18 protein-coding genes, 1 tRNA gene and 2 pseudogenes are annotated in these 23,380 nt (G+C 58.4%); 10 read left to right on the plus strand and 11 right to left on the minus strand.

Annotated elements, in window-relative coordinates; all coding sequences use genetic code 11:
• The first annotated feature begins 37 nt into the window (after nt 1-37).
• The 4 genes from ade to ACR1XU_RS22275 all read left to right on the plus strand — a co-directional run bounded on the left by ade (nt 38) and on the right by ACR1XU_RS22275 (nt 4,411).
• The gene (ade, locus tag ACR1XU_RS22260; protein ID WP_480906496.1) at nt 38-1,840 is read left to right on the plus strand and encodes an adenine deaminase; all 1,803 of its coding nucleotides are present in this window, start codon (nt 38-40) and stop codon (nt 1,838-1,840) included.
• Entirely contained in the window at nt 1,837-3,300 is a 1,464-nt protein-coding gene (locus ACR1XU_RS22265; RefSeq protein WP_170682596.1) for an AMP nucleosidase, read from the plus strand. Before ade ends, ACR1XU_RS22265 begins: the two co-directional genes overlap by 4 nt.
• Before the next feature lie 130 nt (nt 3,301-3,430).
• Nucleotides 3,431-3,718: an HU family DNA-binding protein gene (locus tag ACR1XU_RS22270; RefSeq protein WP_117871130.1), complete on the plus strand. Its 288-nt coding sequence runs from the start codon at nt 3,431-3,433 to the stop codon at nt 3,716-3,718.
• 303 nt (nt 3,719-4,021) lie between these two features.
• Nucleotides 4,022-4,411, plus strand: coding sequence for a hypothetical protein (locus ACR1XU_RS22275; protein WP_480906499.1), 390 nt, complete (start codon nt 4,022-4,024; stop codon nt 4,409-4,411).
• A gap of 83 nt (nt 4,412-4,494) precedes the next feature.
• On the opposite strand, the gene ACR1XU_RS22280 is transcribed toward ACR1XU_RS22275, so the two are convergent.
• Nucleotides 4,495-5,691, minus strand: coding sequence for a BCCT family transporter (locus tag ACR1XU_RS22280; protein ID WP_480906743.1), 1,197 nt, complete (start codon nt 5,689-5,691; stop codon nt 4,495-4,497).
• Between the two features lie 190 nt (nt 5,692-5,881).
• On the opposite strand from ACR1XU_RS22280, the gene ACR1XU_RS22285 reads away from it, so the two are divergent.
• Nucleotides 5,882-6,769, plus strand: a complete 888-nt coding sequence (locus tag ACR1XU_RS22285; protein WP_480906502.1) for a DMT family transporter — start codon at nt 5,882-5,884, stop codon at nt 6,767-6,769.
• Here the strand turns inward: ACR1XU_RS22285 and ACR1XU_RS22290 are convergent.
• Nucleotides 6,745-7,266, minus strand: coding sequence for a glutathione peroxidase (locus tag ACR1XU_RS22290; protein ID WP_480906505.1), 522 nt, complete (start codon nt 7,264-7,266; stop codon nt 6,745-6,747). The two genes, ACR1XU_RS22285 and ACR1XU_RS22290, sit on opposite strands and share 25 nt — an antisense overlap.
• Before the next feature lie 146 nt (nt 7,267-7,412).
• On the opposite strand from ACR1XU_RS22290, the gene msrB reads away from it, so the two are divergent.
• Together msrB and msrA are read left to right on the plus strand one after the other, a co-directional pair.
• Nucleotides 7,413-7,859 (plus strand): peptide-methionine (R)-S-oxide reductase MsrB, encoded by a 447-nt coding sequence (gene msrB, locus ACR1XU_RS22295; RefSeq protein WP_170617350.1) that lies wholly within the window; start codon nt 7,413-7,415, stop codon nt 7,857-7,859.
• On the plus strand, nt 7,859-8,371 hold the full coding sequence (gene msrA, locus ACR1XU_RS22300; RefSeq protein ID WP_480906507.1) for a peptide-methionine (S)-S-oxide reductase MsrA: 513 nt from the start codon (nt 7,859-7,861) through the stop codon (nt 8,369-8,371). The genes msrB and msrA overlap by 1 nt, the downstream gene beginning before the upstream one ends.
• Nucleotides 8,372-8,411: 40 nt before the next feature.
• Here the strand turns inward: msrA and ACR1XU_RS22305 are convergent, their stop codons facing one another.
• From ACR1XU_RS22305 to ACR1XU_RS22335, 7 genes are all read right to left on the minus strand, one after another.
• A complete protein-coding gene (locus ACR1XU_RS22305; RefSeq protein WP_480906746.1) occupies nt 8,412-10,415 on the minus strand; it encodes a hydantoinase/oxoprolinase family protein in 2,004 nt (667 codons plus the stop codon).
• Between the two features lie 71 nt (nt 10,416-10,486).
• Nucleotides 10,487-11,524: a tRNA epoxyqueuosine(34) reductase QueG gene (gene queG / locus ACR1XU_RS22310; protein ID WP_480906510.1), complete on the minus strand. Its 1,038-nt coding sequence runs from the start codon at nt 11,522-11,524 to the stop codon at nt 10,487-10,489.
• A 78-nt stretch (nt 11,525-11,602) separates the two neighbouring features.
• Nucleotides 11,603-12,268, minus strand: a complete 666-nt coding sequence (fzlA, locus tag ACR1XU_RS22315; RefSeq protein WP_170808350.1) for an FtsZ-binding protein FzlA — start codon at nt 12,266-12,268, stop codon at nt 11,603-11,605.
• Between the two features lie 58 nt (nt 12,269-12,326).
• Nucleotides 12,327-13,061, minus strand: coding sequence for a monofunctional biosynthetic peptidoglycan transglycosylase (gene mtgA / locus ACR1XU_RS22320; RefSeq protein WP_480906513.1), 735 nt, complete (start codon nt 13,059-13,061; stop codon nt 12,327-12,329).
• Nucleotides 13,062-13,191: 130 nt separating this feature from the next.
• Nucleotides 13,192-17,724, minus strand: coding sequence for a glutamate synthase large subunit (gene gltB / locus ACR1XU_RS22325; protein ID WP_480906516.1), 4,533 nt, complete (start codon nt 17,722-17,724; stop codon nt 13,192-13,194).
• Complete coding sequence (locus ACR1XU_RS22330) at nt 17,721-18,155, minus strand: GFA family protein (RefSeq protein ID WP_170682587.1); 435 nt, start codon at nt 18,153-18,155, stop codon at nt 17,721-17,723. Before ACR1XU_RS22330 ends, gltB begins: the two co-directional genes overlap by 4 nt.
• 29 nt (nt 18,156-18,184) lie before the next feature.
• Nucleotides 18,185-19,618 carry an NAD(P)-dependent oxidoreductase gene (locus ACR1XU_RS22335; protein WP_480906519.1) on the minus strand — a complete coding sequence of 478 codons (1,434 nt, stop codon included), beginning with the start codon at nt 19,616-19,618 and terminating at the stop codon, nt 18,185-18,187.
• A 229-nt stretch (nt 19,619-19,847) separates the two neighbouring features.
• On the opposite strand from ACR1XU_RS22335, the gene ACR1XU_RS22340 reads away from it, so the two are divergent.
• Entirely contained in the window at nt 19,848-20,651 is an 804-nt protein-coding gene (locus ACR1XU_RS22340) for an undecaprenyl-diphosphate phosphatase (RefSeq protein ID WP_480906522.1), read from the plus strand.
• Here ACR1XU_RS22340 and ACR1XU_RS22345 read toward each other — a convergent pair whose 3' ends face one another.
• Nucleotides 20,652-21,635 carry a complex I NDUFA9 subunit family protein gene (locus ACR1XU_RS22345; protein WP_480906526.1) on the minus strand — a complete coding sequence of 328 codons (984 nt, stop codon included), beginning with the start codon at nt 21,633-21,635 and terminating at the stop codon, nt 20,652-20,654.
• A gap of 211 nt (nt 21,636-21,846) precedes the next feature.
• On the opposite strand from ACR1XU_RS22345, the gene ACR1XU_RS22350 reads away from it, so the two are divergent.
• Nucleotides 21,847-21,933 (plus strand) — tRNA-Leu (locus tag ACR1XU_RS22350).
• A 439-nt stretch (nt 21,934-22,372) separates the two neighbouring features.
• Here ACR1XU_RS22350 and ACR1XU_RS22355 read toward each other — a convergent pair.
• A pseudogene (locus ACR1XU_RS22355) lies at nt 22,373-23,127 on the minus strand (IS5 family transposase); the annotation flags it as partial.
• A gap of 156 nt (nt 23,128-23,283) precedes the next feature.
• Here ACR1XU_RS22355 and ACR1XU_RS22360 point away from each other — a divergent pair.
• Nucleotides 23,284-23,380, plus strand: a pseudogene (locus tag ACR1XU_RS22360) (IS5/IS1182 family transposase); the annotation flags it as partial.

Consider the following 23,380-nt stretch of genomic DNA (forward strand, 5'->3'; position numbering starts at 1 on the left):
GGGTTGCACCTGACCGCGCATTCGGGAAAGTTGAGCCATGGAATACACACCTTTCCCAAGCTGGCCCGATGTCGCCCCCCGTTTGATCTCAGTTGCCGCCGGGCGCGAAGCTGCGGACATGGTCATCCGCGATGGTATCTGGGTGAACGTACACAGCCGCGAACTGCTCCCCAATCATTCCGTCGCCATAGCCGACGGGCGCGTGGCTTATGTCGGGGCGGACGCGTCACACTGCGTCGGCCCCGAGACGCGAATCATCGAAGCAAACGGGCGATATATCGTCCCGGGCCTGTGCGACGCGCATATGCACATCGAATCGGGGATGCTGACCCCGGCCGAATTTGCCCGCGCCGTGATTCCGCACGGCACCACCTCGATGTTCACCGACCCCCATGAGATTGCCAATGTTCTGGGTCTGGACGGCGTGCGTATGATGCATGACGAGGCGATGATGCAGCCGGTGAACATCTTTACGCAGATGCCGTCCTGCGCACCGTCCGCACCAGGGCTGGAGACCACCGGCTATGAAATCACCCCCGATGATGTAGCCAAGGCGATGTCCTGGCCTGGCATTATCGGGTTGGGTGAAATGATGAACTTTCCCGGCGTGATCCATGGCGACCCCAAGATGCTGGCTGAAATCGCCGCCACGCAGCGGGCGGGCAAAACCGTCGGCGGGCACTACGCATCACCCGATTTAGGGTCTGATTTTGCGGCCTATGTCGCAGGCGGCCCGGCAGATGATCATGAGGGCACATGCGAAGCGGATGCCATTGCCCGCGTGCGCCAGGGGATGCGGTCCATGATGCGGCTGGGTTCGGCCTGGTATGATGTCGAAAGTCAGATCACTGCCGTGACACAGAAAGGTCTGGACCCCCGCAATTTCATTCTGTGCACGGATGATTGCCATTCGGGCACGCTGGTCAACGACGGGCATATGAACCGCGTTGTCCGTCACGCCATTGCCTGCGGATGCGATCCGCTGATCGCGCTGCAAATGGCAACGATCAACACCGCAACCCATTTCGGGCTTGAGCGGGAAATAGGGTCCGTAACCCCCGGACGGCGGGCCGACATTATTCTGAGTTCGGATCTGACCGAATTGCCTGTCGAGATGGTCATCGCGCGCGGGCAAGTCGTGGCCGAAGCCGGTAAAGCCACAGTGGATTGCCCGCACCTTAACTGGCCGGACAAGGCCCGTAACACTGTTCACCTGGGACACACCCTGACGGATGCCGATTTTGAAATCACGGCCCCGGCGGGCGCAAACAGGGTACGTGCCAATGTGATCGGAGTGGTCGAAAACCAGGCTCCGACCAAAGCGCTGAAGGCCGAGTTGCCGATCATCGGCGGGCTGGTCGAAGGCGAGGGTGATGTTTGCCAGATCGCGCTGGTTGAAAGGCACAAGGCCACTGGCGGGGTGACAAATGCCTTTGTGTCCGGGTTTGGATACCAGGGCAACATGGCAATGGCGTCGACCGTGGCCCATGACAGCCACCACATGATCGTTGTCGGCACCAGCCGCGAGCAGATGGCGCTGGCCGCGAACCGCCTGGCCGAGGTGGGCGGTGGTATCACCATTTTCCGCGAGGGCGAGGAACTGGCACTGGTTGAGTTGCCCATCGCCGGCCTGATGTCGGACCGGCCGGCCTCGGAAGTGGCCGACAAGGCGCAAAAAATGGTCGCGGCGATGGAAGCCTGCGGCTGTAAGCTGAACAACGCGTACATGCAGCATTCACTGTTGGCCCTGGTGGTGATCCCGGAACTGCGGATTTCCGACCTTGGGCTGGTGGATGTGCGGACGTTTGAGAAAATCGACCTTTTGGAACCACTTGCATGACAATCATAAAAACACCGGATGCACCTGATCCGCAAAGCTTCACCGACCCCGAAGCCGCAGTTGCGCGGCTGGAGGAGTTGTACAATCAGGCCACAAGGTTTCTGTGCGACAGCTTTGCCAAAACCATGGGACACGGCGCTCCGACTGAGCGATTCAGAGCCTATTACCCGGAAATTCGCATCAAGACCTCCTCCTATGCACATGTCGACAGCCGACTGAGTTTTGGTCATGTTTCGGAACCGGGTGTTCACGCCACCACGGTGACCCGTCCTGATCTGTTCCGGTCTTACCTGACACAACAGATCGCGCTGCTGATCCGAAACCATGACCAGCCTGTGACTATCGGGCCTTCGGATACGCCGATCCCGGTACACTTCGCCGTGGCCAACAACCCGGAACTGGTGGTGCCGCAGCAGGGTGCTGCCGGATTCACGCTCAGGGATGTGTTTGACGTTCCTGATCTGACCACCACCAACGACGATATCGTCAACGGGGTGCATGATCACGAAGATCTGGCAGGACCGTTGTCGCTTTTCACCGCGCAACGCGTGGACTACTCGCTGGCGCGGCTGTCCCATTATACAGCGACCGACCCCAGCCACTTTCAGAACCACGTCCTGTTTACAAACTACCAGTTCTACGTGTCCGAGTTCGAGAACTACGCGCGCGAACAGCTGGCCGATCCGGACAGCGGTTACACAAGCTTTGTCTCGACCGGCAATGTCGAGATCACCACACCCGATGCCGCCCTGGAGCAACCGCTGAAGCTGCCCCAGATGCCGACATACCACCTGAAGCGCGCAGACGGTTCCGGCATCACTCTGGTCAATATCGGTGTCGGCCCTTCCAACGCCAAAACCGCCACTGACCACATCGCGGTTCTGCGGCCCCATGCATGGCTTATGGTCGGTCACTGCGCCGGATTGCGGAATACGCAGGCGTTGGGGGATTTCGTGCTGGCACATGCCTACCTGCGCGAGGACAAGGTGCTGGATGACGACCTGCCGGTCTGGGTGCCGATCCCGCCGCTGGCGGAAGTGCAGGTCGCGCTGGAGCGGGCTGTTGCCGAAGTCACCGAACTGGAAGGGTACGAGCTAAAGCGCATCATGCGCACCGGCACCGTTGCATCTGTCGACAACCGAAACTGGGAACTGCGCGACCAGTCCGGACCGGTTCAGCGTCTTAGCCAGTCTCGGGCCATCGCGCTGGATATGGAAAGCGCCACCATTGCCGCCAATGGCTATAGGTTCCGGGTTCCCTACGGCACTTTGCTGTGCGTGTCAGACAAACCCCTGCACGGAGAATTAAAGCTTCCCGGCATGGCTTCGGACTTCTATACAACGCAGGTAAGCCGCCATCTGGCCATTGGCATTCGTGCGATGGAGCACCTGCGCGGCATGCCGTTGGAGCGTCTGCACAGCCGGAAATTGCGTTCTTTTGACGAAACGGCCTTCCTCTGACGCAAAAAAGCAACGTTTTCCCCATATTTTTAGGGTTTTCCGCGCTACTATTCGTTGTGTTCCAACACAATATCCCGTTACAGTTACGCGGTGAGGCCCAAGAGATCGGGCACGTTAAGGAGACCAAGAAATGGCAAAGCCTATGACAAAGACTCAGCTGGTTGCTGCTCTCGCTGAGGAAATGGGGACCGATAAGAAATCCGCGAACTCCGCGCTGGAGGCCATCACAGGCCTGATTACCCGCGAAGTTTCGGCCGGTGGCGCAGTAACCCTGCCCGGCGTCGGCAAAATCTACTGCCGTGAGCGCCCCGAGCGTCAGGTCCGCAACCCGGCCACTGGTGAGACATTCACCAAAGAGGCCGACAAGGTTGTGAAAATGACCATTGCGAAGGCGCTGAAGGACAGCGTGAACGGCTGATCGGATCACCGATGAAGATTCAAAGGGGTCGCGTTTTCGCGGCCCTTTTTTTGTGCTGGCACCTGTAAGCTCCCACCGGGTTCAAGACCTGTCCTGGTCTCGCATGCTCACCACCAAGCAGTCATCGGATTTGAACCGGCGCGGTATCATCGCGACCGGTGTTTTTGGCGTGGACCTCTTTGTGTGCGCAAGACCCTCCCTATATCCCGTTTTATGAAACAAGAAATTTCTTTCACCCGGCTCACCCAGATCTCGACCCCAGAAATACTGGCTCATATGAAGAACCCGCGACTTGCGGAACACATGCCCCTGCTGACGCAGGACTGGGATGAAGAGACTGTCAATGAGTTCGTGAAGGCGAAAGAGGCCTATTGGACCCGTGATGGACTTGGCCATTGGGCCTTTCTGCACGGTGGCGACTATGTGGGATGGGGCGGCTTTCAAAAAGAGGGCGAAGAGTGGGATTTCGGCCTGGTCCTGAAACCCGGCGCATTTGGATTGGGGGTCAGAATAACAAGACAAGCCATGGAGTTTGCAAAATCCGACGAACGGATACCGTCGGTGACATTCTTGCTGCCGCCCTCACGCAAGAAACTTGGCGCACTTAGAAAACTGGGCGCGTGTCCCGTAGGCGAAGTTGATTACGGTGGCGAGAAGTTCCTCAAATACCGTCTCAATACCGACGCAAGCTAGCGCTCGAAGGCGGAAAGACTTTGCCTTTACAAAAAAGGGCCCCGAAATCGGGGCCCTTTTCCTGATTGTTGTTTGAAAACCAATCAGTGAACTGTCTCAACCTTGTGGAAGTCCAGATCACGATCTTCGGGCATGGAATCGATGCTCAGCACCTCATTGCGCTTGGCGAGCAGGATATAGACCACACAGGCCAGATAGAGACCCACCACGACCGCGCCGATCCACTGGATCTGCAGCCACTGGCTCTGGAACAGCAGGGTCAGGACGAACAGCAACGCCACGTTGCCCGCCACGTAAGCCGCCTTGCCGAACCTTTCGACTGTCATGTTCAGATTGTCGGTATAGAGTCTAATCAACGAGTCCAGCGAGTTGATGACGAAGGTCACGCCCACGATCACCATCGCGATGTTGGTCACGCCTGCGGTGCTGATGCCGTTCAGGTGGTAGTAGTAGAGAACGGTGAACCAGATCGCCAACGGGATCGACGGAAAGATCAGCAGCGCGGCCAACAGTTGCCACGTGGTCAGACCGCCGACAAAGCGCGAAGTGAACTGGCCAATCATAATCGACCATGCGAACCACCAGAACAGGTAGAAGGCGTGATAGTCGGTCAGCGGCAGGACGAACTTGTGCAGGTTAGCGAAATACGCACTGATGTTGCTGCCAGTATCAACGAACCCGGTCATACCCATACCGGCCGCCGCCCACATCCCCAGGATCAGAGCCAGGAACAGGAAGGTCGATCCCACCGACAGGATACGCACGTATTTCAGATCGGTCGACGAATAGGCCGCCGCCAGAATCACCACGAACACGATGATGTAGAAGGTGGTGACCACGGATTCGCCATCTCCGACCTCGGGCAGGTAGCCGGGCAGGTAGATCAGGAACAGGCTGGCGGTGAAAGCACAGGTGCCGATGATGACCACGTTGTTGATCAGCTTGACCAGCGGGATCTCAAAGAACTTCACACGCGGTTCGATGACGCAGAAATAGAACGCGGTCAGGAAGTAGAAGGCCCAGATCAGAAAGCCCCAGAACCCGAATTCGATCGCCAGCGGGTTGGCGAATGCATAGGCCGGGTCTTCGGCATAGCCCTCGAACTCGGTCAGAGGGAACATGATCAGGCCGACATCCAGCCCGGATGTGAACAGGATCGCGATAAACGTGAACAGGTGGACAGGCGTCACGCCGACGCAGCGCAGGTTCCACCATTTCACGACGAAGAAAGCGACCAGGCCCAAGGCCAGCAGGACGCCAAAAGATAAGATGTATTCCAGGAACACCGACAAACCTCCCTTGATTGGTCAGATTTGGCGCGAATAACTTTAATTGGCTGGTCAATCAATAAAAACGAAAACCCAAGAATTCTTGCACGGCACATGTGGCTTTTTTGACGCTGAACCCCCGCAGCGCTTGCGGCCTGATCGGAATTCGGCAACAGTCCCGGCGTTCCGGGATGGAGGTTTCATGGATCTGCGCGCCATAGCCATGGGGCTGACATTTGCCCTGATCTGGTCGTCGGCCTTTTCCTCGGCGCGGATCATTGTTGCCGATGCTTCACCGCTGTTTTCACTGGCCCCGAGGTTCCTGTTATCCGGCATCATCGGGGTGGCGATTGCGCGATCCATGGGACAAAGCTGGCATCTGACAAGGGACCAATGGCGGGCGACCATTTTGTTCGGAGTTTGCCAAAATGCCCTTTATTTGGGTCTGAATTTTTATGCCATGCAAACGGTCGAAGCCTCGGTTGCCGCGATCATCGCCTCGACAATGCCGTTGCTGGTTGCCGTCGCGGGTTGGTTGTTCTTCCGGGAAAAACTGCGACCCATGGGAATTGTCGGGCTGCTGGCTGGTTTCTTCGGCGTCGCCCTGATCATGAGCAGCAGGATCAACGCCGGTGTCGATATGTTTGGCGTGATGCTGTGCGGGATCGGCGCCCTGGCCCTGACCTTCGCGACACTGGCGGTCCGCGGTGCAACATCGGGCGGGAACTTCATGATGGTCGTCGGGTTGCAGATGTTTGTCGGCTCAGCCGTACTGTTTGTGGCTGCGCCATTCTTTGAGACGATCTATATCCATCCAACTCTGCCCCTGCTTCTTGCGTTCACCTACACCACCCTTGCCCCCGGGCTGCTGGCGACCTTGATCTGGTTCATGTTGCTGAACAGAATCGGTGCTGTCCGGGCCGCGACCTTTCACTTCCTGAACCCGGTGTTCGGTGTCGCAATTGCTGCACTGTTGCTTGGTGAAAAGCTCGGGCCCATGGATGCGGTCGGAGTAGGCATTACCACGCTGGGGATTTTAGCTGTTCAGCTATCCAGACAACCGGTTCAGCGCAGCAAAGCCTCGACCTGACTCAATAGTTTCCGCGAGTCAGGCCGCACATTCGACCCAAACGTGGCGACAACCTCTCCTGACGGGTCGATAAGGATCTTGTTGAAGTTCCAACTGGGGACAAAGCCCGTCCGCGCGGCGACAGTCTTGTAGAATGGATGCGCATCAGGCCCTTTGACCGGCGTTATCTCGGTCATTGGCAGGGTCAGGTCATAGTTCAACTCGCAGAACCGCTTTACCTCTGCCGTGGAGCCCAGTTCCTGTTTGAACGAATCTGACGGGACGGCCAGAACCACCAGCCCACGTTCCGCGTAAGTGTCATGAATCTTTTGCAGGCCCGCATACTGCCCTGTGAACCCGCATCGGGACGCGGTATTCACGATCAGAACCGGCTGGCCTCGCCAGTCTTCAATAGACAACGTGCCGCCGTCGATCGAATCAAATTCGCCAGTCAAAGGCGCAGCTTGCACCGCGCGGGCGATCAACAGCAAGGCGAATAGCAGAAGCAGTCTGAACATGGCGGCACCTCCTTTACTGAGAACTACGTGCCCGCCTGGCAACCGGATCACATGCACGAGCGCGCGAGATGGCTGAAATATGATTTTGCTTTTTGCCTCGTTATGCCCAAATAGAAGGCCAAGTCGCGTCAAAAACCGGAGGAGCCATGACCCGCTATACCAAAGACCCCGAGGCCATCGCCGCTCTGTCACCCGAAGAATACCACGTCACGCAGCGCAGCGGTACCGAACGCCCCGGCACCGGCAAGTATCTGGGCAACAAGGAGCCCGGGATTTACGTTGATATCGTCTCGGGAGAGCCATTGTTCGCTTCGACCCACAAATACGAATCCGGCTGCGGCTGGCCCAGTTTCACGAAGCCCATCATCCACGAACACGTGGAAGAGTTTCGGGACGCCACCCTCGGCATGATCCGTACCGAGGTGCGCTCGAAACACGGTGATAGCCATCTGGGGCATGTATTTCCTGACGGTCCGCGCGAACATGGCGGGCTGCGCTATTGCATAAACTCAGCCGCGCTGCGGTTCATTCATCGTGACGAGATGGAGACCGAAGGCTATGGCGAATATTTGATCCATGTGGAGGACATCTGATGACTGAAGAACGCGCCGTACTTGCCGGGGGATGCTTCTGGGGCATGCAGGATCTGATCCGCAAACTTCCCGGCGTTTCCCGCACCCGTGTCGGATATACGGGCGGTGACGTGCCCAACGCCACCTACCGCAATCATGGCACCCATGCCGAAGGGATCGAAATCTGGTTCGATCCTGCACAAACATCTTACCGCACTTTACTGGAGTTCTTTTTCCAGATCCACGATCCCACGACGGTGAACCGTCAGGGAAACGACCTCGGGATGAGCTATCGTTCGGCTATCTACTATGCCGACGACAATCAGAAACAGGTCGCGCTGGACACGATTGCCGATGTGAATGCCAGTGGCCTATGGCCCGGCAAAGTCGTGACCGAGGTTGCGCCCGTCGGAGATTTCTGGGAAGCGGAGCCAGAGCATCAGGACTATCTGGTCCGCATCCCGAACGGGTATACCTGCCACTTTCCGCGCCAGGAGTGGGTTCTGCCCAAACGCGCGGATGCGGCCGAGTAAACGGCGACCTGCCCCGACCCTCTATGAATTCGAAGGGGGGCTAGCCAGTGGCCACTCGTGGGCGGCCACTTGCCTCGACCGTCACAAGGGCTTCGACAAACACATCCTGCGCCTCGATGCGCGCGGTCTTGATGTCCCTGTCGACAATGACCCGGATATCTTCAGCCCCGGCTTCGCGGACTGCGGATTCGGCTTCTTCCTTCAAAACAGCTTCCAACAGCGCCAAAGCCTGATCTGACGCCGCAAAATCCTGTGGCCCACTGTCCAGATGCACGCGATATCGCCCCTCGGCAGGCGAGGTTACGGTGCCCGAGCGCCGCAAAGTCAGCCGCCCGACAACCGCACCGATGGCATTTGCGACGCCGGTATGCTCGGGCAGGATCATACGGCATCGCAACCGCTCCCCGACGGCCGGATAGTAGCTGGGTGCCGAAGCGCCAAGGCCCACGACATCGACATTCAAAGCCGTATCCAGAGACAACAGGCCACGATGCCCTGCCAGGCCGCGCCGGGTCAGTACATGACGGGCCAGGTCCTGAGGAGGAACCCCAAAACCATGCCCTTCTTCCGCAAAAGCAGTCTCTAACAAGGTCAAACTGGTCTGTTCGGTCAATTGATCCACGATCATGCCGGCTAGCTGTTCCGGAGACTTCGCCAGAACATCACCCGACCCCACCCTCTTGCGGGACACAAGTTCCAGCGCCTTGCGGGCAGCACTTGAATCCCAGGCATCGACCCGGCCCAGAACATGGCTGGCATCCGAAGGCGTGACGCCCGAGACCTGAACAAGCCCGCGGTCCACCAGCCGCGTCAGCGCGCCGTTGTCCATTCTGGTCCGCAACAGGCTGCTCAGTGGCAAAACCTGGTCACCAAGCCGCTCCAGCAAGGTATTCTCGCGCGGCCCGACCTCATCAGCGCGCATCCCTGAAACCCTTCGGGCGAACCGTGTATCAAACTCACCCACCGTTGTTGCCCGCAGTTGCTCGTCCAGCGCGGCATGCACGACTTCGGGCGCTTCCGACGCGATCAGAGAAACCGGCAGCACCCGCCGCGGCCCCAGGAATACGCCGCCGCCCAAGCCTTCAGTAACCACGTGAACCTGGCTGTCACCGCCCAATCCATGGGTCCGCATCGCCACTGCCTCGACCATGGTGCGGAAACCGCCCACCTGCGCCCCGGCCGGATCAATCGCAGGCTTGCCGTCCCGGATCAAAGCCACATCCGTCGTGGTCCCGCCAATATCAGAGACAAGCGCATTCTCGACCCCGGTCAGCCAGCGTGCCCCCACAATCGAAGCCGCCGGGCCGCTGAGGATCGTCTCGATCGGGCGTTCACGCGCCTGCTCGGCACTCATCAGCGCACCATCACCGCGCACCACCATCATCGGGGCCGTGATGCCCAGCTCGTGCAACCTGTCCTGTGCCCGGCCGATCAGGCGGTCGATCATACCAATCAATCGCGCGTTCAGAACGGCGGTCACCGCCCGTTTCGGGCCGTTCAGCCTGGCCGACAGGTGATGGGAACACGTGACCGGTGCCCCTGTCTTCTCCGCAATAATCCGCGCTGCTTCCAGCTCATGCGCCGGGTTGCGTGTGGCGAATTGCGAAGCAACGGCAAAGCCGGATATCCCTTTATGAGAGTCTAAAAATGCCTCAAGCGCCGCAATATCCAGCGGCGCAGCTTCGCCACCGGCATGGCTGTGGCCACCGGAAATCACAAGCGCCGGGTCGCCTTTCAGCGCATCCTTCAGCCCGTGCTTTTCCAGATCACTGTCCTTGAAGCCGATATACACAAGCGCAACACGCCCGCCTTGCCCTTCAACCAAGGCGTTCGTGGCCAGGGTGGTCGACAGCGACGCCATCGATATCTGGTCGGGTGAAACCCGCGCCTCGTCCAACACGGACGAAATCGCCCTGCCCACACCAATCGCCAGGTCCGCCCGTGTTGTCAGGGACTTGGCCGAGGCAATCACCTCTTTCTCATCCCGGATCAGCACCGCATCCGTGTAGGTTCCGCCTGTATCCACCCCCAAAGCCAGCGCCATCGGGTCCTCCATCTGTTCGCTGACAAAGGGTCTAGCGGTTTGCGCCGTCACGTCCAGCCTGTTTGCGGCATTTACGACAGCCGTTTTACCGCCCAGCGCGCCGCGTCGGCCACTGCCGGATCAGGGTCGTCCGTCAGCGCCTGCGCGGCTCTGCACAGTTCTGCATTGCCCGAATTGCCGATGGCATACAGCACATTGCGCACGAACCGGTCGCGACCAATCCGCTTGATGGGCGAGCCGGAAAACTTCTCCCGAAACGCGGCATCATCCAGTGCCACAAGATCAGTTAACGCAGGCGCCTTGAGGTCATCCCGGGCCGCATACCGAATGTCACTGGCCGCCACCGCGAATTTGTTCCACGGACACGCCGCAAGACAATCATCGCATCCATAGATCCTGTTGCCCAATTTGCCGCGCAACTCTTCCTCGACCGGACCTTTGTGCTCGATTGTCAGATACGAGATACAGCGCCGCGAATCCAAAAGGTACGGGACAGGAAACGCGTCGGTTGGGCAACTATCCAGACAGGCCCGGCACGACCCGCAGCGGTCAATCTCCGCTGGATCGGCCGGCAAGTCCAATGTCGTGAAAACAGACCCTATGAAGGCCCAATTGCCCCAATCCCGACTAACCAGATTGGTGTGTTTTCCCTGCCAACCCATTCCCGCAGCCTGACCAAGTGCCTTTTCCGGCACAGGTGCTGTATCGACAAACACTTTCACGTCGCCTCCGGCCTCGGCAATCAGCCAGCGCGCCAGTCGTTTCAGACGCTTTTTGACCAGATCATGATAGTCCTTGTTCTGAGCATAGACCGAGATCGCCGCTTTTTCGGGATAGTTCAGAATTTCGGTCGGATCATGTTCGGGCGCGTAGCTTTCGGCCAGCATTATCACCGACCGGGCCTCGGGCCACAAAACCGCCGGATCACCACGCCAATGAGTGCGCTCTGCCATCCATCCCATCTGCCCATGATATCCGGCCTGCAGAAACGCTTCCAACCGGTCCGGAACCTGCGGCACGTCCCAGGGCCTGCAAATCCGACAGGACACAAAGCCCTCGCTTAACGCCTGGGCGACCAGCTTTTCTTTCAAACCCAATCCGTTCTTCATCTGGCCAAAAATATCCTCGGGGGTGAATTGGCCCGACGGGCCAAGAGGGGGCGGAAGGCCCCCTGCGCCCCGACCCTATCAGAAATCCAGATCTGCGTAATGGGGCGGAGGCCGGAAACCCGGCACCTGATCAGCCAGGATGGACCGGAACGCCGGTCGCGATTTGATCTTGGCATACCAGTCCCTGACCGTCTGGCTGCGATTCCAGTCCACGTCCGAGATATAGTCCAATGCCGACAGATGCGCGGCAGCGGCGAAATCCGCCAGCGTCATCTGATCCCCGGCCAGCCAGCGGCGTTGATCCAGCAACCATGTCATGTAGTCCAGATGGTACTTGATTGCGCGCGCACCTTCCTTGACGCGCTTGCTGTCCGGATAGCCTTCCCCGGTCACTTTCTTGTTGACCCGCTCGTACACCAGTTTCGATGTCACCTCGTGATGAAACTTGTCATCAAACCAGCCGACCAGACGCCTTACTTCATAGCGCGCTTCGGGCGTTTTGGGCATCAGCGCGGGTTCGGGGCGGGTTTCCTCGATATACTCGCAAATCGCCGCACTTTCCGACATCACCTGCCCGTCCAGGCGCAATACGGGAACCTTTCCTGCGGGGTTTCGGCGCAGAAAATCCGGATCTTTCTCCCAGTACCGTTCCTCAACCAGTTCCACTTCGATTTTCTTCTCTGCCAGCGACAGACGAACCTTGCGGCAATAGGGGGACAGGGGAACGTGAAACAGGCGCGCCATGAGCTTCCAATCAAAGCAGTGAATACAACCAAGCTTTAGCCTTGAGCAGCCTTGGGTTTCAATCCTCGAAACAATCCGCGCGACCATCTGCGCGGATGGTGGCCGCTCCGTCCCGTATCGCGGCAGCCCGGCGGCGCGTGCGAACCGACGGATCCGCAACGGATCTGTTCCTGGGCGAAGGCAGAATTGCAGCGATCCGCGCGGCCTGAACCGGCGTCAAATTAGCGGCAGATACGTTGAAATGCGTTTGCGCGGCAGCCTCGACCCCGAAAACCCCGTTCCCGGTCTCAGCAACATTCAGATAAACCTCAAGAATGCGCTGCTTGCTCCAGAACAGTTCGACAACCGGCGTGATCGAGGTTTCAAGCGCCTTGCGCACCCAACTGCGTCCTTGCCAAAGGAACACGTTCTTGACGACCTGCTGCGAAATGGTCGACGCGCCGCGTGCGCCCCCATCTTCCAGCGCGTCCCGGATGGCCTCGATGTCAAAGCCCCAGTGCAGACAGAAATTCGCGTCCTCTGCAGCGACGACCGATCGCGCCATCACCGGGGAAATCTTTTCGATCGGAACCCAGTCGCGCTCAACTTTGCCCAACCGGCGCCACTCGGACCAGATTGTATGCGTAATCGGTGGGTTGACGACCGAATAGAGCAGCACAAGACCGACCACAAACGCGACACAGGCCAACAACCCACGTGTCAGCCAGCGGCGAATCCGCGATATCGATAGCTTCTTTGACTTTGTTGCCTTTGATTTCTTACCACGCGTTCCGCGCGCTGCTTTTTTTGCCATACCCTTGCTATACGACGCATGAGGCGCGTTTGGAACGGGCTAAATTTCAGCCCCTGTGCCATATGCATGCAAAGGAAAACCCTGCGTGTTTGTGGAAACACGCAGGGTTTTGACCTTGTTTAGGGTCTGTTTACTCCGCCGGAACTGCTGCGATCTCTTCGCTCAGCGGATGGCTGAGTTTATTCAGCATTTCCTTCGGGCACACCTGCAGGAAGTTGGCCTTTTCGACATCCCAGTGTTGCAGGATATCCGCTGCTTTGCGGCTTCCGGTCTCGGCTGCGTGCCGTTTGATCAGCGTTTGCAACTGATCTACCCAGTGGCTCACCGTGACCGGACAGGTGACAAGTGTCTCCATGTTCATCAGAAGCTGCGCCTGACCGTCAGGATCGTACAGATAGGCCATCCCTCCGGTCATACCGGCACCAAAATTTGCACCGATAGAACCAAGGATCACGGCAACGCCGCCGGTCATGTATTCACAGCCGTTGGACCCGCACCCTTCGATGACCACCTTGGCACCCGAGTTCCGAACCGCAAACCGCTCACCCGCGCGGCCGGCCGCAAACAGGTGACCGTCGGTTGCGCCGTACAGGACAGTGTTGCCGATAATAGTGTTATCATCCGCTTTCAGCGGGCTGATCTGCGGCGGACGCACCACGATCGTGCCGCCCGACAGACCTTTGCCAACATAGTCGTTGGCATCACCCGACACTTCCAGCTTCAGACCCGGAGCCGCAAAGGCCCCCAAGGACTGACCGGCCGATCCCTGCAATTTCACGTGAAGATGGTCCGGCTGGAAAGTGTTTCGCATCCCGAAATTCTGCACGATATGACTGGAGACACGGGTGCCCACGGTTCTGTGCGTGTTCTGGATGGCGTAGGACAGCTGCATCTTCTCGCCGTCTCTCAGGAACCGCGCCGCGTCGCGGACAATTTCGGCGTCCAGTGTATCCGGCACTGCGTTCCGATCCTTGTCGCGGTCATACACGATGTCATGCGCACCATCGACCGTGATCAAAAGCGGATTGAGGTCCAGATCGTCCAGATGCGCCGAACCACGACTGACCTGCGCCAGCAGATCAGCCCGGCCAATGATGTCATCCACGGACCGCGCGCCCAGGCTGGCGAGGATTTCGCGAACTTCCTGTGCGTAGAAGGTAATCAGATTCACAACCTTGTCCGCGTTACCCGTGAATTTGGCGCGCAGGCTTTCGTCCTGTGTGCACACACCAACGGGGCAGGTATTCGACTGGCACTGACGCACCATGATACAGCCCATCGCGATCAGGGCGGCAGTGCCGATACCATATTCCTCGGCCCCCATCATCGCGGCCATGACAATGTCGCGTCCGGTCCGAAGGCCGCCATCGGTCCGCAGCGTGACGCGGTCGCGCAGGTTGTTCATCGCCAGAACCTGATGCGCCTCGGTCAGACCCATCTCCCACGGCAGACCGGCATATTTGATGCTGGTCGCAGGTGAGGCACCCGTGCCGCCGTTGTGACCCGAAATAAGGATGATATCCGCTTTTGCCTTGGCCACACCGGCGGCAATCGTGCCAACACCCGAGGACGCAACCAGCTTGACCGTCACCTTGCAGCGCGGGTTGATCTGTTTCAGGTCATAGATCAACTGCGCCAGATCCTCGATCGAGTAGATGTCGTGATGCGGCGGCGGCGAGATCAGCGTCACGCCCTTGGTCGAATGACGCAGGCGCGCAATCAGGTCGGTGACCTTCATGCCTGGCAATTGACCGCCCTCACCGGGTTTCGCACCCTGGGCGACTTTGATCTCCAATTCTTCACACTGGTTCAGGTATTCGGCGGTCACACCAAAACGGCCCGAGGCCACCTGTTTGATCTTGGCCGACGGGTTGTCGCCATTGGGCTCCGGCACGAAATGCGCCGGATCTTCGCCGCCTTCACCCGAGTCCGACTTGGCGCCAATCCGATTCATCGCCACGTTCAGCGTCTTGTGTGCCTCAGGGCTGAGTGCGCCCAGCGACATGCCCGGCGTGACAAAGCGTTTGCGGATCGAAGTGATCGATTCCACCTCTTCAATCGGGATCGGCTTGCCGAGTGGTTTGAAATCCATCAGGTCGCGCAGATGGATTGGCGGATTGGACTGCATCTTGGCCGAATACTGCTTCCACAGCTCATATGAGGCTCTGTTACAGGCCATTTGCATCATATGCATCGAGGTCGCTTCCCAAGCATGGGTCTCACCCGACTTGCGCGCCTTGTAGAAACCGCCGATTGGCAACACATCCAGACCGCTGTCCCAGCCTTTGGCGTGAATCTCCTCGGCCTTGACCCGGATACCATGCACGCCGATGCCCGAGATGCGGCTGGTCATGCCGGGGAAGTATTCGGCCACCATGGCGCGGGACAGTCCCACCGCCTCGAAATTCAGACCGCCACGATACGACGACACCACCGAAATGCCCATCTTGGCCATGATCTTGAGCAGGCCCTGGTCAATTGCCTCGCGGAATCGCGCAACATTTTCGGTCAGCGTGCCATCCAGCAAGCCACGTTCGATCCGGTCGGCCAGCGAATCCTCGGCCAGATATGCATTGACCACGGTGGCGCCACATCCGATCAGCACGGCAAAATAGTGCGGGTCGATGCATTCCGCCGACCGCACATTCAGCGAGCAGAACGTCCGCAAGCCTTGACGGATCAGGTGAGAGTGCACGGCGCTGGTGGCCAGGATCATCGGCATCGCCACCTTGCCCGGACCGGAATACTGATCCGTCAGGACCAGATGCCCGGCGCCCGAGCGCACGGCTTCTTCAGCTTCGGCTCTGACACGGGCCAAAGCGTCGCCCAGCGCACCTTCGCCTGGTTCAAACGAACAGTCGATCTCGGCCAGGGTCGCATTGAAATTTTCTGCCAGCTTCTCCCATTGCGTGTTCCCGACAAAGGGGCTTTCCAGCACAATGATCTCGGTCTGGCTGCTGTCTTCGTCCAGCACGTTCTTGAGGTTGCCAAACCGCGTTTTCAGCGACATCACGCGATATTCGCGAAGCGAGTCGATGGGCGGGTTGGTCACCTGGCTGAAATTCTGACGGAAGAAATGGCTGAGCGGGCGGTATTGCCTGGACAGCACTGCCGAGGGTGTATCGTCACCCATCGAGGCCAGCGCCTCTTTCCCGTCCTCGGCCATTGGTGCCAGAATCTGCTCCAGTTCCTCGACCGAATACCCGGCCGCGATCTGCCGCTTGCGCAGTTCCTCGCCGGTGAACAACGGACGTTCGGTGACGCCTGCCAAAGTGGCATCAAGATCGTTGATCTTGCCGACCCACTCGCCAAACGGCAGCGCGCGGGCCAGTTTGTTCTTGATCTGAGTGTCGCGGAACAGTTTGCCCTTTTTCATGTCCACGGCCAGCATCTGCCCGGGACCCAACGCACCTTTTTCGACCACGGTCGCCTCGTTGATCGACACCATGCCGGCCTCGGACCCGGCGATGACCAGACCATCGCCCGTCACCACATAGCGCATCGGGCGCAACCCGTTCCGATCCAGACCGGCGCAGACCCAGCGGCCATCAGTCATGGCCAGCGCGGCAGGGCCGTCCCAAGGCTCCATCACCGAGTTGCAGTAGGAATACATGTCGCGCCATGCCTGCGGCAGTTCGACCGCCTGCTTGGACCAGCTTTCAGGCACCAGCATGGTTTTCGCCATCGGGGCCGAGCGGCCCGCGCGCACCAGAACCTCAAAAACAGAGTCTAATGCAGCCGAATCCGACGATCCGCCTGCAATGATCGGCTTGATGTCTTCGGCATAGTCGCCAAAGGTGCCGCTGGCCATGCGGATCTCATGGCTTTTCATCCAGTTGATGTTGCCCTTCAGCGTGTTGATCTCGCCATTGTGGGCCAGCATGCGGAAGGGTTGGGCCAGCCACCATTGCGGGAAGGTGTTGGTGGAATAGCGCTGGTGGTAGATCGCGAACGCCGATTCAAAACGCTCGTCCATCAGATCGGGATAGAAGACTGCAACCTGTTCGGCCAGCATCATGCCCTTGTAGATGATCGAGCGGCAAGACAGCGAGGCCAGGTACAGGCCGGAAATCCCAGCCGCCATTGCCGCCTTTTCGATGCGGCGACGGATCACGTACAGTTCACGCTCGAACGTCTCTTCGTCCACGCCCTTGGAATTTGATATCAGGATCTGTTCGATCTCGGGCCGTGTCGCGTTGGCTTTGTCACCCAGACAAGTCACGTCAACCGGCACGTGACGCCAACCATAGATGTAATAGCCCATGCGCAGAACTTCGGTTTCCACGATGGTCCGGCAACGCTCCTGCGCGCCGAAATCAGTACGCGGCAGAAAGACCTGACCAACGGCGATCAGTTCGCTCAGGTTGGGCTCGTGACCGGTGCGCCGAATTTGGTCATAGAAGAATTGAACCGGGATCTGCACATGGATACCCGCGCCGTCACCCGTTTTGCCGTCGGCATCCACGGCGCCGCGGTGCCAGATCGCCTTGAGCGCATCGATTCCGGCATCCACAACCTTGCGGCTTTTCTTGCCGTCAACGGAAACAACAAGGCCGACACCGCAGGAAGAATGCTCTTCTTCCTCGGAATAGAGACCGTTTTCCGCCAGCCATTTGCGTTTGGCCTCTTCGGCCCGCACCCAATCGGCATCATATTTGGTCATTGATTGTCTCCTTCTTCCGGCTGGGCAAACATGGCTTCGACCTCGGCTGTGGTCATTTGCTTGCGCTCGCCTGCAAACGCGTACCCATCGGGCTTTTTGTCGATAAAAAGTTCCAGTTGCAGCTTGTGGCCCGTATCTTCGAACAGGCCCGCCGCCATCTGTGTATGTCCGTGCAACTCGCCCGGCAGGGTGATCCGGTACCAAAGTGCCGAACCGCAATCCGCGCAGAAGGCACGCTCGGCCCAGTCGGACGATGCATAAGTCTTTACAGGCCCCAATGCCGCGTAACCGGATTCAGCCTGAAAAGTCATCAGCATCGAACTGGTCCAACGGCGGCATTGATCGCAGTGGCATGCGCCCAGCGATTCCTTCGCCGGAGTAGCGGTCACTGTGACCGCGCCGCACATACATTGGCCTTGCAATTCGGGCATTCTGACCCTCCTGTCGCTGGGCTTTCGGGTTATTCGGCTGCGACGGCAGCCCTGCTGTTGAAACGCTCGATAATCGCGTCGGCGCAGTCGCGGCCATCCCGGATCGCCCATACGACCAGCGAGGCACCGCGTACGATGTCTCCGATGGCATAGACGCCGTCCATCTCGGTCTCACCTGTCTGGAACGCGGCCTTGACGGTGCCCCAGCGGGTTACGGGCAGGTCGGGCTGACCAAACAGTGTGGGCAGGTCTTCAGGTTCGAACCCCAGCGCCTTGATGACCAGATCGGCCTCTTCGACATAGTCTGCGCCTTCGATCACTTCGGGGGCCTGACGGCCCGAAGCATCAGGTTGACCCAGACGCATCTTCTGCACCATCACGCCAGAGACCTTGTCGTCACCGGTAAAGCCTTTGGGTGCGCTGAGCCACTCGAACACCACGCCTTCTTCCTCGGCATTCTGGGTTTCGCGTTGCGATCCCGGCATATTGGCCCGGTCGCGGCGATAGAGACATTTGACCGAGGTCGCGCCCTGACGGATCGATGTGCGCACACAATCCATTGCGGTATCCCCACCGCCAATGACCACGACTTTCTTGCCGCCGGCGTTCAGACGACCGTTGTCAAAATCTTCGACCGCGTCGCCAAAGCTCTTGCGGTTCGAGGCAGTCAGGAAGTCGATGGCTTTCTCGATCCCGCCCAGACCACTGCCCGGCATGGAAAGATCACGGGACTTGTAAACGCCGGTCGCGATGATCACGGCGTCATGCTTGGCGCGGATTTCTTCGAATTTGTCCGCATCAACGTCACAGTTCAGCTCGAATGCGACACCACCGTCGGCCAGCAGATCATTGCGGCGCTGAACGATGTCCTTTTCCAGCTTGAAACCCGGGATACCGTACATCAACAGGCCCCCGGCCCGGTCATAACGATCATAAACCGTCACTTGAACACCTGCACGGCGCAGCATGTCGGCTGCAGCCAAGCCACCGGGGCCACCACCAATGATTCCGACACTTTCGCTGCGCTCGGCGCCCGGCGCGACCGGCTTTACCCAGCCTTTGTCCCAGGCCGTGTCAGTGATGTATTTTTCGATTGTCCCGATGGTGACCGTTCCGTGGCCGGATTGTTCAATCACGCAATTACCTTCACACAGGCGGTCCTGCGGGCAGATTCGGCCGCAGATTTCTGGGAAGGTATTGGTCGCCTGGCTGGTCTGGTAGGCCTCTTCCAGGCGCCCGGTAGCAGTCAGGTGCAGCCAATCCGGAATATTGTTGTGCAGCGGACAATGCGACTGACAATAGGGAACACCGCACTGGCTGCAGCGACTGGCCTGCTCGACCGCCTTTTCGGCAGCAAACTCGGCATAAATCTCGGAAAAGTCTTCCTTGCGGTCATCAGCGGCACGCTTTTTGGGCATGACGCGGTCGATCTGCACAAATTTCAGCATCGGTTGCTTGGCCACGGGTCGGACTCCATGAATTGGCTAGGTCGGTTTTCTTTAAGAGATCGCAGGTTGGATGAAAAGTCAATTGTACTGACCTATTTTAAGAAATTCGCACGCAGTGGTGAAAAAATTCTGGGAATTTGTCATATTTTAGAACCGATTCGGACCTATCTGCCTGCTTTTCTTTTCTTCATCACGCTTATACCCATTGTTCATAACGAAAACACGGCAGCGTCACGGCGGGCGGATGAGCATTTTTCAATTGATTCTTGCGGCGATTATTCAGGGAATAACCGAATTTCTGCCGGTTTCCTCTTCGGGGCACCTGATCCTGCTGCCCAGCCTTACCGGGCTAAATGATCAGGGCCTGGCCATCGATGTGGCCGTGCATGTCGGTACATTGGGCGCTGTTGTTCTGTATTTCTGGACAGATGTTAAACAGGCCTTCGCCGGACTTCCCCGAGCACTAAGCGGTCGACTTGATACGCCGCAATCCAGGCTGGCCGCCGGGCTGATCATTGCGACGATCCCGACGGTCATGGTTGGCGCTGTCCTCTACCTGACCGGTCTCAGCCAAAGCCTTCGGTCCATCGCCGTGATCGGCTGGACCATGCTTGGATTTGGGTTGTTGCTGTACTGGATGGACCAAAAAGGACCTCAGTCCAAACACGCCGGTGACTGGAGCCTGCGGGATGCGGCGATCATGGGGTTGTGGCAGGTGCTGGCCCTGATCCCGGGCACATCAAGATCCGGGATCACGATCACGGGCGCACGCCAACTTGGCTACACGCGGGAAGATGGCGCACGGATCGCCATGCTAATGTCGATCCCAACGATCCTTGCCTCGGGGACACTATTGTCCGTGGACGTGGTCCGAAACGCGGACGCGCAACTGGCCAAAGACGGCGCGATTGCGGCGGCCTTCGCGTTCTTTTCCGCGCTCCTTGCCCTCAGCCTCATGATGCGCCTTTTGCGCAGCGTCAGCTTTACGCCATACGTCATCTATCGCGTTTTTCTGGGCGTCATACTGCTGACAATCGCCTACAGTTGATCAGATCCGCAGGTTTCCGGCCGAATTCTGAATGTCGTCATATTGACCGGCCGGGCGGAATTTCCACAGGTAATCCGGAAGAACCGACTCAAGCGTTGCAGGCTCAATCCCGAGGTCTGGGAAAGACTTCACACCATCCGAAACAACATTGTCATGGCGCAGGTTCTTCAGCTGATCACGTGTCAGGATCGTATTTGGGAACAGCTGAAAGCTGACAAACTTCACAATATCCAGCACTCCGGCCATGATACGCGCCGCAAAGAATGGCAACCCGATAATGATGCGCTTCCGGTGGATAACCCCCAGCATCTGTTGCATCAGCTCACGGAACGATTTGACCTCGGGACCGCCAAGTTCGTAAATACCCGCGTCTGCCTGACCCAGAATGCCCAAAACAGCGGCTTTTGCCACGTCATCGACATAAACCGGCTGAAACCGTGTTTCTGCACCGGCCAGGGGTAGAAACGGCCCAAGGCGCGCCATGCCGGCAAAGCGGTTGAAGAACTGATCTTCGGTCCCGAAAATAACGGATGGGCGCAATATCAAGGCATCCGGCATATGGGCCAGAACGGCCGCCTCGCCTTTGGCCTTGGTTCTCGAATAGACGCTGTCCGCCTCCGCATCCGCACCAATTGCCGAGATGTGAACCATCCGGGTCACACCCTGTTCCGCAGCCAACCGCGCGATCCGTTCCGCGCCCTCAACCTGCACTTCGTCGAAGGTGTTTTTACCCAGCTCGTTCAGAACCCCAACACAGTTGACGACGGCATCGGCACCTTTCATGGCCAGGGCCACCGAGGCATCATCGCGAATATTGCACAGGATCGGCTCGACCTGCCCCACTGCACCATACGGCTTGACGAACATCGCCTCGTTCGGGCGCCGCACCGCGACCCGAACACGCCACCCCTGAGCCGCCATACGGCGCGCAACGTAGCGACCTACGAATCCCGATCCACCATAAATCGTGACCAGTTTGGACATGAAACGGCTCCTGCTAAATGGGTCCTGATCCGATCTATCGCCCCAGAGCACTGCAAACAAGGCACAATAACGCCGCGCCCCGGCGATAAATCCGTTTCAGTCCGGCACCTGTCCCACGCTTCAGATGCGCGCATCAAAAAACTTTCAAAAAACTTCCCGAATCCTGTTGACGCCCCCCGCCAGTAGGCTTAAACGCCCCTCCACGACACCTGCCCAGGTGGCGGAATTGGTAGACGCGCTAGCTTCAGGTGCTAGTGTCCGTATGGACGTGGAGGTTCGAGTCCTCTCCTGGGCACCATTTCTTCCGAACATAACTACTCATAAACGCTCAATTTCATTGAGTTTTTGGCCGCTATTCTGGTATCATTCTGAACATACCAGAACACTCGACACCCCCAGGAAACATGGCATTTGGGGTATTCTTAGCGGTATCACCCCCACAGTCCAAGGTTGATACCCCCAATGGCACTTTCCAACCTGAAGATTCGAAAAGCACAACCAAAACAAAAGCCATACAAGTTAGCCGAAGCTGGCGGCTTGTTTGTTTAGGTGAAGCCGAACGGTTCGACGTTATGGCAACAAAAGTTTCGTCGTCTAAGTAAAGAACGACTTCGATCGCACGGCCAGTATCCGGATGTTGCATTGGCCGAAGCACGCAAACTGCGAGATGCAGCCAAGAAGACTCTGACCAATGACGGAGACCCGTCGGTACAAAAAACGGCTAGGGTCAGGATACATAACCAATAAATGACGATTGCCGCGAGCGCGATGGCCGAAAGGAATACTTTGGGGCATCTGTCATAGCGGGTAGCGAAGCGCCTCCAGTCTTTGAGCCTGCCGAACATGATCTCGATTCGGTTGCGGCGTTTGTACCTGCGCTTGTCGTATTTGACCGGTGTCTTGCATTGCTTACGGCCGGGGATGCAGGCGCGTATCCCTTTGTCTTTTAACGCTTCCCGGAACCAGTCGGCGTCATAGCCGCGATCCCCGAGCAGCCAGTCAACTCTGGGCAGGCTGCTGAGCAAAGCCCGCGCGGCGATGTAGTCGCTGACCTGACCGGCGGTGACGAACAGGTCGAGTGGGCGTCCCTGACCGTCGCATATGGCGTGCAGCTTGGTGTTCATGCCCCCTTTGGTTCGGCCGATCAGGCGACCGCGCCCCCTTTTTTGGCAGCCATGCTGTTCGCTGTTCGATGTACCTTCAGGTAGGTCGCGTCGATCATGACGGTCTTCTGTTCGCCGTGCTCAGCGGCCAGACCAGCCATCATACGTGCGAAGATGCCTTTCTCGCTCCACCGCTTCCACCGACTATAGAGCGTTTGTGCGGGCCGTAGGCCGCAGGGGCATCGCGCTACCTTAACCCATTGCGGTTGATGAAGATAATTCCACTCAGCATCCGTTTATCATCAACCCGAGGCTTGCCGTGCGACTTCGGGAAAAAAGGGCTCGAGCTTCACCATCTGCTCGTCCGTCAGCCAATAATGTTCGCTCATGTCACCGCTCCGTTTTCGGAGCCCTGAATCACGCGGCGCGGCGGAAATCAATGCATCCTGAGCCTAGTATTCAGCCCATCGATAGTAGCGGGGGGCTCTGTTGCACAAATCCCGTGTGGGATTCATCTCATGAATCCAGCGTGTTAGCTGGGATGCATGAGAAGACCTACTCCCCCGGCCTACAGGACCAGGAACTGGCCAGCCTACAATGAAGCGCTCAAGCGCCGCGGCTCGCTGGCGATCTTGTTTGACC

The organism is Ruegeria sp. D1(2025), assembly GCF_056536425.1.

Excerpts from the sequence above, each read along its gene's own strand:
- ade (WP_480906496.1), top strand. The coding sequence starts at position 38 with ATGGAATACACACCTTTCCCAAGCTGGCCCGATGTCGCCCCCCGTTTG.
- ACR1XU_RS22265 (WP_170682596.1), top strand. The coding sequence starts at position 1,837 with ATGACAATCATAAAAACACCGGATGCACCTGATCCGCAAAGCTTCACC.
- ACR1XU_RS22270 (WP_117871130.1), top strand. The coding sequence starts at position 3,431 with ATGGCAAAGCCTATGACAAAGACTCAGCTGGTTGCTGCTCTCGCTGAG.
- ACR1XU_RS22275 (WP_480906499.1), top strand. The coding sequence starts at position 4,022 with ATGCCCCTGCTGACGCAGGACTGGGATGAAGAGACTGTCAATGAGTTC.
- ACR1XU_RS22285 (WP_480906502.1), top strand. The coding sequence starts at position 5,882 with ATGGATCTGCGCGCCATAGCCATGGGGCTGACATTTGCCCTGATCTGG.
- ACR1XU_RS22290 (WP_480906505.1), bottom strand. The coding sequence starts at position 7,266 with ATGTTCAGACTGCTTCTGCTATTCGCCTTGCTGTTGATCGCCCGCGCG.
- msrB (WP_170617350.1), top strand. The coding sequence starts at position 7,413 with ATGACCCGCTATACCAAAGACCCCGAGGCCATCGCCGCTCTGTCACCC.
- msrA (WP_480906507.1), top strand. The coding sequence starts at position 7,859 with ATGACTGAAGAACGCGCCGTACTTGCCGGGGGATGCTTCTGGGGCATG.
- ACR1XU_RS22305 (WP_480906746.1), bottom strand. The coding sequence starts at position 10,415 with ATGGCGCTGGCTTTGGGGGTGGATACAGGCGGAACCTACACGGATGCG.
- queG (WP_480906510.1), bottom strand. The coding sequence starts at position 11,524 with ATGAAGAACGGATTGGGTTTGAAAGAAAAGCTGGTCGCCCAGGCGTTA.
- fzlA (WP_170808350.1), bottom strand. The coding sequence starts at position 12,268 with ATGGCGCGCCTGTTTCACGTTCCCCTGTCCCCCTATTGCCGCAAGGTT.
- mtgA (WP_480906513.1), bottom strand. The coding sequence starts at position 13,061 with ATGGCAAAAAAAGCAGCGCGCGGAACGCGTGGTAAGAAATCAAAGGCA.
- gltB (WP_480906516.1), bottom strand. The coding sequence starts at position 17,724 with ATGACCAAATATGATGCCGATTGGGTGCGGGCCGAAGAGGCCAAACGC.
- ACR1XU_RS22330 (WP_170682587.1), bottom strand. The coding sequence starts at position 18,155 with ATGCCCGAATTGCAAGGCCAATGTATGTGCGGCGCGGTCACAGTGACC.
- ACR1XU_RS22340 (WP_480906522.1), top strand. The coding sequence starts at position 19,848 with ATGAGCATTTTTCAATTGATTCTTGCGGCGATTATTCAGGGAATAACC.
- ACR1XU_RS22345 (WP_480906526.1), bottom strand. The coding sequence starts at position 21,635 with ATGTCCAAACTGGTCACGATTTATGGTGGATCGGGATTCGTAGGTCGC.